The sequence below is a fragment of the Bacteroides faecis genome, assembly GCF_020091505.1.
In the GTDB taxonomy this organism is placed as follows: Bacteria; Bacteroidota; Bacteroidia; order Bacteroidales; family Bacteroidaceae; genus Bacteroides; species Bacteroides faecis.
In genome coordinates this window covers 2,854,984-2,868,250 of record NZ_CP081916.1, presented here as the reverse complement: position 1 = coordinate 2,868,250, position 13,267 = coordinate 2,854,984, and the positions used below count along the sequence as shown (strand labels likewise).

Genomic DNA, 13,267 nt, shown 5'->3' with positions numbered 1-13,267 from the left:
TGCAGAATATGCAATCCGTTTATTATCTTTGCCCTATGGAAACTGATAAAAAGCCACGTATTACTCAGGAAAAGAGAACAGTAGAGATCATGATTCGTCTCTATTGCCGGAAGAAAGAGAAGAATGCAACTCTTTGTCCGGAGTGCGAAGAACTGCTCCGCTATGCACATGCCCGTCTTGATCACTGTCCCTTCGGAGAGAAGAAAAGTTCGTGCAAGAAATGTTCCGTACATTGCTACAAGCCTGCTATGCGCGAACGGATGCGGGAGGTTATGCGGTTCTCCGGTCCCAGAATGTTGCTCTATGCTCCGATGGAAGCGATACGCCACTTATTCTCCTGACCGGTAAATTTATCCTAATGATTTTTCCAGAATCCCGGATAGAAAAGTAACAGCACACTAAAAAGTTCCAGTCTGCCTATCAACATCAGGAAAGAAAGAACCCATTTGGCCAAGTCCGGCAGAGAGTTCCATGAATATGCCGGGCCACAGCCACCCAATCCCGGTCCCACGTTACCGATGCTGGAAATTACCGTACTGACTGATTCAGAGAAACCTACTCCTAAAAACAAGAGAATCGCCCAGCCTATCAAAACAATAATCAGGTAAAAAGCAAAGAACAGTAATACGGTCGTTACAATGGACGGAGATACCGTCTGTTTGTTAATCCGCACCGGAAGTACCGCATTGGGATGAAGCAGATGCTTGAATTCATTTCGGATGGAACGAGCCACAATCAACAGGCGCATATTCTTGATACCTCCACTGGTAGAACCTGTACAACCTCCCGAAAGCATCGCTATAAATAACAATAACCATGTAAAAGGGGGCCACAAATTATAATCATCCGTGGCAAAACCGCAGGAAGTATGTACCGTAGCTACCTGAAACAATGATTTACGAAAAGCCAGTTCCCAACCATAATTATTCTGAAATACCAGTGCCAAAGTGATCAGCAGTGTCAATATCCCGACAGATGCCAGAAACCAATGCGTTTCTTCATCCTTAAACAAACGGCTCACTTTCCCTTTCAGACACATCAGGAATAAAGAAAAATTAATGCTCGAAATAATCATGAAGATAGCAACCACATACTCTATATACGGAGAATTCCAGTAAGAAATACTGTTTTGTTTGGTAGAATACCCTCCGGTCGCAGTAGTAGCAAATGATTGACAAATGGCATCGAACAAGTCCATTCCTCCGAACATCAGCAGAATGGTTTCCGAGACAGTCAATATCAGGTAGATAGTCCACAGCCATTTGGCCATTACATTAATTTTCGGATGTGTGCGGTCATGAGTTACTCCGGTAGTCTCAGCAGAAAAAAGCTGTACTCCGCCCGTAGTAAAGATAGGAAGAATGGCAATCGTAAAAAAGACAATCCCCAACCCGCCGATCCATTGCGTGAGGCTACGCCAGAAAAGCATTCCATGCGAAAGAGATTCGATATCATCGAGTATTGTAGCTCCTGTGGTGGTGAATCCGGACATCGTTTCGAAGAAAGCATTGGTAATGGTATCAATGCTTCCACTAAAATAGAAAGGCAGCATCCCGAAAACCGTAAAGAATAACCATGAAAGAGTTACCACGCAATACCCGTCCCGGCGACTCATCCGGTTCTCCGCTCCCCGTCCGTAAAGTAACAGCAATCCACCTGCTACGGCATTAATCACACAAGTATAAAGAAAATACTTATAGTCATCCTCTCCGTATCCCAACGAAATACCGGCGCACAAAAGAAACATTCCCAGCTCAATAAAAAGCAATGCCCCAAGCACTCGCCCTATCATCTTCGGATTGATCATACTATTGCTTTTGGCACGTGCATACACACTATTATCTGATATATACTCTTCCATAACTCATGAATTACTCTGCACGACTCCCATAGCCAATAGTATGCCAAAACAACGGCATTCTTTTTAAACAGCTATCTATCAGCCCAATATTATTTCCACTTTGAAAAAGCATAAAGCCTCCACCCTACCAAAATGGAAAGGTTTCCTATCAAAATGAAAAGGAGGACTTTCAAAATGGAAAGTTCCCTTTCAAAATAGAAAGATTTGATTATCTTTGTTCCAAAAAAATGAAACGAGCCATTATCATAGGTGCTACCTCCGGTATCGGGAAAGAAGTTGCCAAATGCCTTTTATCCGAAGGATGGCAAATCGGAATAGCGGGCAGGCGCCAGTCAGCTCTTGATGATTTCCGGCAAATCGCACCGGAGCGGATAAAAGTTCAGGCGCTGGATGTCACTCAGGAAGACAGTGCCGGAAAGCTGGATGCGCTTATTCATCAGTTAGGCGGCATGGACTTATTCCTTCTCAGCTCCGGCATCGGTTTCCAGAATATGAACTTGAATATGGAAATCGAGTTGAATACTGCACGTACCAATGTCGAAGGTTTCACACGGATGGTGGATACCGCATTTTCCTATTTTAAGCACAACGGAGGCGGACATCTGGCTGTCATCAGTTCGATTGCCGGTACCAAAGGATTGGGAGTTGCCCCTGCCTACTCTGCCACAAAGCGTTTTCAGAACACTTACATCGATGCTCTTGAACAACTTGCCCATCTGCAAAAGTTAAACATTCACTTCACCGATATCCGACCGGGATTTGTAGCTACCGACTTACTGAATGACGGAAAGCATTACCCGATGCTGATGAAAGCCGGTCAAACTGCCCGTCACATTGTCCGTGCACTTCATCGGAAACAGCGGGTAGCCATCATCGACGGACGCTACCGCATACTCGTATTCTTCTGGCGAATGATTCCCCGATGGATATGGAAACGGATGCCGGTAAAAACAAAATAGCAAGATTGGATAACCGAATACCGATGAAAAGCAACTATATTTGTAAGCAGATAAAAGAGAGTTATTTATCATACTTTTAATCACTTAAATAAATAAAAGATGGAACAGAAAATTTGTCAGAGTTGTGCTATGCCGATAGATGAGTCTACATTCGGAACAGAAGCCGATGGCAGTAAAAATCAAGAGTATTGCCATTATTGCTATGCAAACGGGCAGTTTACCAAAGAATGTACCATGGATGAAATGATTGAGCTCAACCTGAACTACCTTGATGAGTTTAATAAGGATTCGGAAGTGAAGTACACGATAGATGAGGCGCGGGTAACGATGAAAGAGTTCTTCCCTCAACTTAAAAGATGGAAACTATAAACTAAAAAGGGACTGACCCGAAAGTTCTTCTTCCAAACGTTTCTTTGTTACCAATATCCATTGCCACAAAGAGAAAATAACTTTTCGTTCTTTTAGGTCAGCCCCTGTTTATCTAATTATCCGCATTCATCTCCGGATGGCGTTCAAGCCATCTCACAGCATAAGAGCAGGTAGCTTTCGGCTTCATCCCGTTGGCGAGTGCAAAGTCATAAGCAGCTTTCACCAGTGCGGCAGCAATCCCCCGTCCTTCTATCGGTTTGGGGACGATGGTATGAATAATATCGAGATAATCACCTAACAGGCGATATTCTACAAAAGCGGTGCGACCGTCAACTTCCGTCTTGAACAGTTTCTGTTCGGGCTGATGAGTAATTTCGTAATCCATGATGTCTATTTTTTAAGTTGTTCAATCCATTGCAGCCGGCTCGTATCATAACCACGACGTTCGGCGGCAGTGACCAATTTCTTTTTTATTTCTTCCGTCAACTGCGGGGTACGGCTCAATATCCAAAGATATTTATCGGTACTGCTGCCGATAAGGGCATAGTTGTAGTTCTCCTGATCCAGTTCCAACACATAATAGTCAGAATAGAAATTCAGAAAAAAAGAAACTTTCAGCTTACCGGGCTGCGCGGGATCGGGAATCTTGGCATGTCCGGTGGCTGTCCGGCAAATATCGTAAGGTGAGTTACGCTTGCAACCCCGATTCTCTACGCGGATCGTCCCATCGGGACGGAGGATATAAGTGGCAGTCACTTCTGTCAGTCCACGTTCAAAACGATGGTCATACCGGGCGATCTCGTACCAGAGCCCCATATATCGCTCCAAGTCAAGATGCTCTACCGTATGACGATCCGTTTCTTCAAAAAGCTTCTTGATGGTGGGCACGGAAAAGTGAAATCCGGCTTCCAGCAAGCGCGTAGGACGTACATTCTGTCCGGCTGTCAGAAAAGAGGCGGCTTCACCATACAGTAAACGAAAGACAGTCTGAGGAACAATAAAAGTAGTCCAGGCATGATACGCCTTTCCCATCGCGCGTGTAAATGAGAGTTGTGAAACGGATTGAGGAGCAACCAGATTGAAAACACCTCTCAGTTCTTCATTCTCTATAAAGAAGACCATAGCGCGACAAAGGTCGTGAATGTCTATCCACGGAAAAGGTTGCGTACCCGGCCCTATGGCGGCGGCAACTTTCGTTGCACGCAGCGGTCGGAGCATCTGCTGCATCGCTCCTCCATCGGAAGAAAGCACGACCCCGAAACGTGTAATAACAAGTCTTGTCGGTTGCGGACAACGTTTCGCTTCCTTCTCCCACGCATAGCAAAGGTCAGACAGGAAACCATCGCCACGAGTCTGAGTATATTCGTCCGATTCCACCAAAGAAGGATAATAACCTACGGCGGATGCCGAAATCATCAGTTTCGGTTTGGTTTTGACAGCATTCAAGGCACGGATAATACGGTGTGTCACTGTGATCCGGCTATTGAAAAGTTCTTGCTTATGCTCCGGTGTCCAACGCTGATTAATGGGAGCGCCTGCCAGATTGATAATGACATCGCAATGCGTCAGCGTCTGAACCAAAAGTCCGGACATACCTTCCCGAAACATCGCCCTTCCCAGAGGAATGATCCGGTGTCCACCCTTTTCGGTCAGATAGCTAGAGAGATGTTTGCCTATATATCCGGTGGCTCCGGTCATTGCTATATTCATCTTGATTCTTCATTTTTTCAACTATACTAGAAAAACGTATTAAAAGCAGAAAAGGTTCTTTTATTATACGAATAAATATTATTCTAATAAATAAACCTTATCTTTGCACAGACATACAAACTATAAAAACAAAGACTTGTGACTAAAATACACATACTTCTAGTTCTATCGATATTCTTACTCTATTCCTGCTATTCAAGAGAACAGACCGAGGCATCATTCATACAAGTTGAATCCCTGCTAGAAGAACATCCCGACAGCGCATTGCAATTACTTCAAACATTGCCTACACTGCAAGAGCTTTCTCACAAAGAATCTGCCCGCTATGCCCTACTTTTAGCACGTGCAACAGATAAATGCGAGAAATCACTGCTACCCTGTGATTCATTACTGAATCTAGCTTTACGCTATTATGATGACGACGAGAAAGAGCGGGCTGTAGCTTTACTCTATAAAGGACGGTTGGAAATAGAAATAAATAGCCCCAAAGAGGCTATTACCCATTTGCAAGAAGCGCTGACCATATTGAAAGACTATCCGAAAGAAATTGAGATCAAACGACATACGCTCAGCTCATTGGGAAATACATATTACAGAACAAGCTTCTTTGAAGAAGCTATCAAAGCGTATCGGGAACTATATAAATATTGTATAACAGATAAAGACAAATACATTGCACTGAATGATATAAGTTCATACTATTGCATGACTGATAATAAAGATTCTACAATAACAATACAACACAAAGCATTAGAGTATGCCATAGCTTCAAAAGATTCTTCTATGATTGCCATAGCTAAACTCAATCTAAGTGTTTATTATGATGAATTTGAAGAACTCGATTCAGCTTTATATCATGCATATAGTGCCCTCCAATGGTTTCCATCAGGAAAGATACCGGGGAATTATTATGGCAATCTTGGAACCTTGTTGTTTGAAAAAGGAGATAACCTCGATTCAGCTATCTATTATCTCAATAAAAACATAGAAAACACTACGGATATAACGGGAAAAGCAGCCGCCTTATTAAGTTTATATGATGTTGAAAAAGAACGCGGAAATTATAAAGCTGCATCTGACTATTTAGAAAAACATATAGCAATACAGGATTCTTTGTCCAGCACTGAACAATCAACCGAAATACAACAACTCATTAATAAATATAATATCAAAATCCATATTAGAGAAGAGCAAATAAAAGAGCAGCATCGACTCCAACTCATAATTACACTCTTTATTTTTTGTTGCTTACTTATTATATTATTCTATCAATACCATCTTAACAAAAGAAAAAGGATACAACTTATATATCAGCAGAATTTAAAACAAACCCAATATAAACTATCTTCAATGCAGACTATCATTGAAGATAATCAATCAATAATCAGCTTACTGCAAGAAGAACAACGCAATCTGAAACAAGACCAAGCAAATAAGATAGATGAAATACAGGAAAGAGAATGTACAATAGAAAGACTTAGACAAGAAAAAGATGAACTGAGAAATTGGTTGTTTACCCAAAGTGATATATACAAGAGGATCATCGCCCTTTCGAAACAAGAAGTATCTGACAGAAAAGCAATGAAGGTATTAACAAACACAGAACTAAAGAAACTCCAAAAGACTATTTTCGAGATTTATGCCGATTATATATCACACTTGCAAAAAAAGTATCCTAAGTTGACCGAAGAAGATATCTTATATCTCTGCCTAAATGAAGCAAAGTTGCAACCTCTAACTATTGCGCTTTGTTTCGGTTATAACAATACGCATCCCATTAACCAACGCAAATTAAGGATAAAAGAGAAAATGAAAGACGAAGAAATGTAAGGTGTGACTACCAATTTCACTATCTCACTAGTTATCAACATATTACAAAATAGGAATGTGACTGCAAATATTATTCATCTAGACTAATACTCCATACCTTTGCCTCCATAAATCAATAAAAGAATTGAATATGAAAGCAAAATCGTTATTTATCCTATTATCGGTATTATTTATTATACCAATGAATGCAGCAACGCTGGAAGCACAGAGGCATAGATCGCATTGGAGAGCCCGCGACAGAGAATCCAAAGCATCCACACGTTCTCCCCTTACTTTTGATATAAACGTGCAAGAAGTAGATAACTGCCTACAAATCATCTTTCTGTCACCTCTGCCGGATGCAGAAATCACTATTACAGATAAAAACGGGAAAACCATAGTTCATGAACCTCCTACCTTCATAAACAAAGGTAAAACATTGTATATAGAAACTCCAAACGGTTATCCTTATACAGTAAAGATTATCTCTCCCATAATGGATATAACAGGAGATATTGTAGAAGAAGAAAGCGAATAAAAAAATAAAAAAAGATGAGACTAAACATTTATTTAATCGGAGCATTCTTCGGAATGTTTATTCTGTCATCGTGTGGCAACGATGATGATGAAACTCCCACTCCTAAAGATGATTCATGGTATTGGGGATACTTTAAAGGTACTATAAACGGAAAAGAAATAGCAGTAGAAAATGTAGGACATGGTGATTGGCCAGTTCATACAGTGAAAACAAGCGCATCTCCTCCAGATAATAATACTGATTCTATAAAAGGAATGATGACAAGCGTTAAATACAGTAGTGATGAATTGCTTAGCATAACCATCTATCATTTAAACAAGGGAATACGCTATATAACAAAGTCAACAAAAACAGATTGGATATATGATGGCATTCAAATAACACGAGATACGCATAGTGACAAATATGAGGACAGATATATTTACTATATCCCCCAAAAAGAGCAACCATTCCAAGTAAAAATTACTAAATTGACCTATGCAGATCAGTGGCATCCCATTGTTGAAGGAAATCTTGATGGAGTACTTTATCGTTTAGATAATCCAAAAGATTCTATTATAATCAATGGTTCTTACGGAACCAGATAATTTTTATCTATTACTAACTTTCATAAAAAACATGCATTATAGCATTTTCTTTTGTCTGAACTTATCAAACTTAGTATTAATGGAATAAAAACGTTCTCTTTTTGTGGAGAACATAATTACAATTTACGTATGAAAAAGAATTTTTATTTTTTACTTTTTAGTATTGCAATGTTATTATTTGCATGTACGAACGACCAAGAATCAGATTTATTGCCATCTAAAGAAGCAAAAGGCACTGTTGATATGTTGAATTTTGCTACGGAAGAGGAATTTTTCAATGCGGTTGAGTCGCCTGAGGCTACTTTAAAAACAATTTCAACCCATAGTGATTTTAAATCACTGTATAATGAATATGAGGAAGCTTGGGAAATAGAAGAAGAATATTATGCTTCTGAAGAAAAATATAATGAGTTCAAAATGTTGTTTCCTCATTTATATTTTCCAGAATATAAAGATGACTATTCTTTTTTCTTACCAGTAAGTAATGAATCAGTTGCAAAATTATTGAATCTTGAAGGGAATGTCAGAATAGCAGGTGAGGTGGTTAATTATATTGATATCAAAACACCACAAGATCTTTTAAAACTGGGACAGTTAGCACCTGATGATATAGATAATCGGATTATGACTCGGAATGGAGGCTATCTGAATGACATCCCTAATCAATATGGACCAGATGGAGATCGTAAATTTTGGGTTACAACAGTTGCAGGGGGATTAAATGGAAGACCCTATACTACAATAGAAGTCTATTTTCGGAGAAAAGGTGCTGGTGGACACTGGAAAAATTATAAGTCAAGAGTTACAGTTATTGGAAGATTACAATATGCAACAGGAGAAGCCATGATTTTTCCTGTAACTTCCGAGAAGTATGGAAAAGCTCCTTTGAAATTTGAATTCTTATCTTCTGCTGCACCTAATGTGAATCCTTTTCCTTGTAGAGGAAATAATATAAAGATCAGTTATCAAGGTATTCATGAAGATTATTACATGAATGTAGATATTAGCCCTAAGCAATAATTAACACTATGAAAAACAGCATTCCTGAAGGATGACCGTCTATATAAGAGACCGGATGATATTTCATCCGGTATTTTTCATAAATGAATAACTAACTATTTCTAAACAAAAAGATTATGCGAAAAATCCTTTTATTATTATTTCTATTAGCCTCTTTTCCTATGTGGGCTCAAGTTATTAAGAATTCTGGTATTATTATTAATGCCGGTAAAGAGAAAATATCCTCCAACCTTCCTTATAGTATTGAAGGAGTAGCTACTCCTGTTGATATGGATAATTCTTATCTGAAAGGTAAATTTTCAATGGAACTGGGATACCGTTTCAGATTACAACCAAAGCAATCACGCTTTTTCTATGATATAGACTTATTGGGAGGATATACGAAAAGTGAATATGCCGTAAATTTTAAGTCGTTTGGGAATACACAGTATGGAGAAAGATCGGGTACGAACGACTTACTATCATTTTCTTTGGCCGGTAGTGTCAATTTCAACATCTTTAGAGGATTGAATGTAGGATTGGGAGTACAGCCAACCGCATACATTTGGGATACTCGTTTCTTCGACATACCCGTTTTTGCTAAAGTGAGTTATGACTTGAAATATGTGGAATTGGCTTTTTCCTATAAATGTGGATTGAGTAAAGAGTACAAAATATCTCCTTTCAAAAGTAGCCGTTTGTCACAATGGCAATTCTCAGTCTATGTTCCTTTATGGAAACGATAGTGCTTTTGTATGATAATGATGTGAAACCTGAACCTATGTCACCGAATTAGTGTCAACTAATATCGAATGATGAGTAGCTGAAATATAAAAAAGGTTGTGCCAGAGTTTTGGCACAACCTTTTTTATGACATATTTTCTCTCATATACCTGTCAAAACCTCATAGAAAATATCAAGAGTTTCTCAAAAAACATTTGATGAATTTCTTAAAACGTTTGACGGGATTAAAAAACTTCCTGAAAGATCTCGGATACATTTTGGACTGTTTTTTGCCTGTCTCCAGTACATGCCACTCAATCTCCATATGATACTATCCGTAGATAAACACAGTGATATAGATACAAATGCAATTATTGATAAAGCAATAAAGCGGTATTTTGTTCAACCGGTTTAGTTTAGTTCTGACTAATAAATATTATATTTGCATGAGAACATTTATAAAATCATAAATAGAGACTATATGATAGAAGCACCCGAAGCCCGTTATCTCTGCGAACAACTCACTGAGACAGTTGTAGGAAAAAGAATAACAGATGTATTTATTCAATTCAGCCCTCACAAATTCGCTTGGTTTAACGGCAATTCCGATGAGTTTGCCGAATGGCTGGTCGGTAAGAGAATAAACGGTGCGCAGTCTCAGGGAGGCATGGTAGAGATAACAATAGAAGATAAAGTGCTCGTACTCACAGACGGAGTAAATCTGCGTTATCTGACTCCGGGGACCAAGCTGCCAGCCAAGCATCAGTTACTTATCGCATTCGAGGATGAAAGCTGCCTGATAGCTTCCGTGCGGATGTACGGCGGACTCATGTGCTATGACAAGAATGCCGCTACGGGCATGCTTTCCGAATATTACCGGATAGCGAAAAGCAAACCGCAAGTGATGACAGATGCCTTCAGCAAAGAATATTTTCTCGGACTGATTAATGAGGAAGGTGCACAGAAGAAATCTGCCAAAGCCTTTCTTGCAACAGAGCAGACTATTCCGGGATTAGGAAACGGTGTATTACAGGACATCTTGTATCATGCCCACATCCATCCGAAGAAAAAAATAGCCACATTAACAGACAAAGAGAAAGAATATTTGTTCTATCAAGTAAAGGAGACCATGAACGATATCTACCGGCAGGGCGGACGAAGCACGGAATCGGACCTATTCGGAGCGAACGGCAAGTACGTTGCTTGCCTCTCTAAAGATACGGCAGGCAAAGCCTGTCCCCGCTGCGGAGAAACCATCGTCAAGGAGAATTATCTTGGCGGTAGCATTTATTATTGCCGTGGTTGCCAGATATTGGAATAAGAACCCAACCAATGACTAAAAGAAAACAGAAAATGAAGAAATTTACCAAGATCAACTACATTCTAACCTTTATATTAGTATTCTGCATCGGAGCTACCCTCCCCATCCTGATCGGTAGCAGCCATGTAGACGAGCAGCATTCCGCCAAATCGGAAGTGCCTTATTGCGTCACCTCACCCACCGTCCCCGAACAGGTCACCTTTGACGGAGAGACAATCGACCTCCGCCGCTACGACCGTCGTGAGCGGATGGACCGGGAGATGATGGCATTCACCTATATGCACTCCACCACTATGCTGCTCATCAAGCGTGCCAACCGTTACTTCCCGATAGTGGAACCGATTCTGAAAGCGAACGGTATCCCCGATGACTTCAAATACCTGATGGTTATCGAAAGTAACCTCAACAACATAGCCCGTTCTCCCGCCGGTGCAGCCGGATTATGGCAGTTCATGCCCGCTACGGGACGCGAATTCGGACTGGAAGTGAATGAAAATGTAGACGAACGTTACCACATCGAAAAAGCAACAGCAGCAGCCTGCAAATACTTCAAACAGGCTTATGCCAAATACGGAGACTGGATGGCAGTATCCGCTGCCTACAATGCCGGACAAGGACGAATTTCGTCCCAACTCGACCAACAGCTTGCCAGTCATGCGATGGACTTATGGCTGGTAGAAGAAACTTCCCGGTATATGTTCCGCCTGCTGGCAGTCAAGGAGATATTCAACAATCCGCAACGATATGGATTCCTGTTGAAAAAGGAACACCTATATCCGCCTATCCCCTACAAAGAGATCACCGTCAGCACCCCCATCGCCAGCCTGAGCGATTTTGCCAAACAGCAGGGAATCACGTATGCCCAACTTCGGGATGCTAACCCTTGGCTGCGCGAACAAAGTCTAAAGAACAGGACCGGAAAAACATACGTTCTCAATATACCGACACAAGAAGGAATGTATTATGATCCAAAGAAAACCGTGGCATACAACAAGCATTGGGTAATAGATTGAGAAGCAAGCATTCTATGAATAACAAGTAACTGATTATTCGCATGAAACTGAAAGAAAGAATCCATCATTTCCTGCATAACGAAAAACTGAAACATAAGTTATACGTTATCATTTTTGAGTCGGACACTCCTTCGGGAAAGCTGTTCGATGTGATTCTTATCGGTTGTATCCTTGCCAGTGTGTTGCTTGTCATTATAGAAAGTCTGAAAGGACTCCCCTCCTATCTGACTACTCCATTTGTCGTAATGGAATACCTATTTACCGGTTTCTTTACTTTTGAGTATCTGACACGGATCTATTGTTCTCCCCGTCCCAAGAAATACATTTTCAGTTTCTTCGGTATCGTGGACCTGCTGGCTACCCTGCCGCTTTATATCGGTTTACTGTTTCCGGGAGCACGCTATCTGCTTATCATCCGCGCATTCCGGCTGATACGGGTATTTCGTGTCTTTAAACTGTTCAACTTCTTAAACGAAGGCGAACGGCTGCTCACCGCACTGCGGGAAAGCAGTAAAAAGATTGCTGTATTCTTCCTGTTTGTCGTGATACTGGTTACTTCCATCGGAACGCTCATGTATATGATAGAAGGGAATATTCCCGGCTCTCAGTTCAACAACATCCCGAACAGCATTTATTGGGCCATTGTCACGATGACTACCGTAGGATACGGAGATATCACTCCCGCCACCGGACTGGGAAAGTTTCTTTCAGCATGTGTCATGCTGATCGGCTATACCATCATTGCAGTACCTACCGGCATTGTGTCCGCCTCTATGATGAAGGACTACAAACGGAGAAGAGACAAAGAATGTCCGAACTGCCATCGTTCCGGACACGAAGACAATGCGAAGTTCTGCAAGTATTGCGGACATGATTTAAATCCGGACCTGTGATTCAGATCAACGTCGTCTGAATATCCGTTCAAACAGGAAAATAAAGATACATCCTGCCCCATAGCAGACGATATCTTTCCAATCGAACGTAGATCCCAGAATAATTCTTAATGCACGGTTGGTGATTCCCAGCGTTTCCACCAATTGAAAATATTGCAGAATTTCGACAAAGCAGGCGAACAGGAAGACATAAAACGGCAGGCGGGGAATCCCTGTCGGGATGAATATACGCACGAAGCTATACACCAGTACTACCACCAAAGCATCTCCCATATAAGGACGTACGAAACTATCACGCACATACAAGGCTATGAGCACCTCTATACAAAATATCATCAGAAAACTAATGATGTAAAATATCCTTTTCTCCATTTCTTATTCAATCTTTGGCGTGATGCACGGTTTTGACTGCGAATATACGATAAAATGCAGACGCTACGTTCAAATATTACTAAATTAATAGCACAAAAAGAGAAAAGAATTGT

General features: G+C 40.8%; 15 protein-coding genes. 11 read left to right on the top strand and 4 right to left on the bottom strand.

Annotation, left to right across the window (positions count from 1 at the left end; genetic code table 11):
- The first annotated feature begins 35 nt into the window (after positions 1 to 35).
- The gene (locus K6V30_RS10990) at positions 36 to 341 is read left to right on the top strand and encodes a nitrous oxide-stimulated promoter family protein (protein ID WP_022302063.1); all 306 of its coding nucleotides are present in this window, start codon (positions 36 to 38) and stop codon (positions 339 to 341) included.
- A 14-nt stretch (positions 342 to 355) separates the two neighbouring features.
- On the opposite strand, the gene K6V30_RS10985 is transcribed toward K6V30_RS10990, so the two are convergent.
- Positions 356 to 1,861, bottom strand: a complete 1,506-nt coding sequence (locus K6V30_RS10985; protein ID WP_010537068.1) for a TrkH family potassium uptake protein — start codon at positions 1,859 to 1,861, stop codon at positions 356 to 358.
- 227 nt (positions 1,862 to 2,088) lie between these two features.
- Here K6V30_RS10985 and K6V30_RS10980 point away from each other — a divergent pair, with 227 nt between their 5' ends.
- Positions 2,089 to 2,820, top strand: coding sequence for an SDR family NAD(P)-dependent oxidoreductase (locus K6V30_RS10980; RefSeq protein ID WP_010537067.1), 732 nt, complete (start codon positions 2,089 to 2,091; stop codon positions 2,818 to 2,820).
- A gap of 99 nt (positions 2,821 to 2,919) precedes the next feature.
- Positions 2,920 to 3,189 (top strand): zinc ribbon domain-containing protein, encoded by a 270-nt coding sequence (locus K6V30_RS10975; protein ID WP_010537066.1) that lies wholly within the window; start codon positions 2,920 to 2,922, stop codon positions 3,187 to 3,189.
- A gap of 112 nt (positions 3,190 to 3,301) precedes the next feature.
- Here the strand turns inward: K6V30_RS10975 and K6V30_RS10970 are convergent, their stop codons facing one another.
- Complete coding sequence (locus K6V30_RS10970) at positions 3,302 to 3,574, bottom strand: GNAT family N-acetyltransferase (RefSeq protein ID WP_010537065.1); 273 nt, start codon at positions 3,572 to 3,574, stop codon at positions 3,302 to 3,304.
- Between the two features lie 5 nt (positions 3,575 to 3,579).
- Complete coding sequence (locus K6V30_RS10965) at positions 3,580 to 4,899, bottom strand: TIGR01777 family oxidoreductase (protein ID WP_055271237.1); 1,320 nt, start codon at positions 4,897 to 4,899, stop codon at positions 3,580 to 3,582.
- 138 nt (positions 4,900 to 5,037) lie between these two features.
- On the opposite strand from K6V30_RS10965, the gene K6V30_RS10960 reads away from it, so the two are divergent.
- From K6V30_RS10960 to K6V30_RS10925, 8 genes are all read left to right on the top strand, one after another.
- Positions 5,038 to 6,729 carry a hypothetical protein gene (locus tag K6V30_RS10960; protein ID WP_055271239.1) on the top strand — a complete coding sequence of 564 codons (1,692 nt, stop codon included), beginning with the start codon at positions 5,038 to 5,040 and terminating at the stop codon, positions 6,727 to 6,729.
- Between the two features lie 130 nt (positions 6,730 to 6,859).
- Positions 6,860 to 7,246, top strand: a complete 387-nt coding sequence (locus tag K6V30_RS10955; protein WP_055271240.1) for a DUF3244 domain-containing protein — start codon at positions 6,860 to 6,862, stop codon at positions 7,244 to 7,246.
- A 14-nt stretch (positions 7,247 to 7,260) separates the two neighbouring features.
- Positions 7,261 to 7,833: a DUF5025 domain-containing protein gene (locus K6V30_RS10950; RefSeq protein WP_070613076.1), complete on the top strand. Its 573-nt coding sequence runs from the start codon at positions 7,261 to 7,263 to the stop codon at positions 7,831 to 7,833.
- A 129-nt stretch (positions 7,834 to 7,962) separates the two neighbouring features.
- Complete coding sequence (locus tag K6V30_RS10945) at positions 7,963 to 8,853, top strand: hypothetical protein (RefSeq protein WP_138338295.1); 891 nt, start codon at positions 7,963 to 7,965, stop codon at positions 8,851 to 8,853.
- A 116-nt stretch (positions 8,854 to 8,969) separates the two neighbouring features.
- Positions 8,970 to 9,578 (top strand): hypothetical protein, encoded by a 609-nt coding sequence (locus K6V30_RS10940; protein WP_055271244.1) that lies wholly within the window; start codon positions 8,970 to 8,972, stop codon positions 9,576 to 9,578.
- A gap of 458 nt (positions 9,579 to 10,036) precedes the next feature.
- Complete coding sequence (locus K6V30_RS10935; protein ID WP_055271246.1) at positions 10,037 to 10,876, top strand: DNA-formamidopyrimidine glycosylase family protein; 840 nt, start codon at positions 10,037 to 10,039, stop codon at positions 10,874 to 10,876.
- 32 nt (positions 10,877 to 10,908) lie between these two features.
- Positions 10,909 to 11,889 carry a lytic transglycosylase domain-containing protein gene (locus K6V30_RS10930; protein ID WP_055271263.1) on the top strand — a complete coding sequence of 327 codons (981 nt, stop codon included), beginning with the start codon at positions 10,909 to 10,911 and terminating at the stop codon, positions 11,887 to 11,889.
- 41 nt (positions 11,890 to 11,930) lie between these two features.
- Entirely contained in the window at positions 11,931 to 12,782 is an 852-nt protein-coding gene (locus K6V30_RS10925) for an ion transporter (protein WP_055271248.1), read from the top strand.
- A gap of 6 nt (positions 12,783 to 12,788) precedes the next feature.
- Here K6V30_RS10925 and K6V30_RS10920 read toward each other — a convergent pair whose 3' ends face one another.
- Positions 12,789 to 13,154 carry a ribosomal maturation YjgA family protein gene (locus K6V30_RS10920; RefSeq protein WP_010537056.1) on the bottom strand — a complete coding sequence of 122 codons (366 nt, stop codon included), beginning with the start codon at positions 13,152 to 13,154 and terminating at the stop codon, positions 12,789 to 12,791.
- Positions 13,155 to 13,267: the final 113 nt, after the last annotated feature.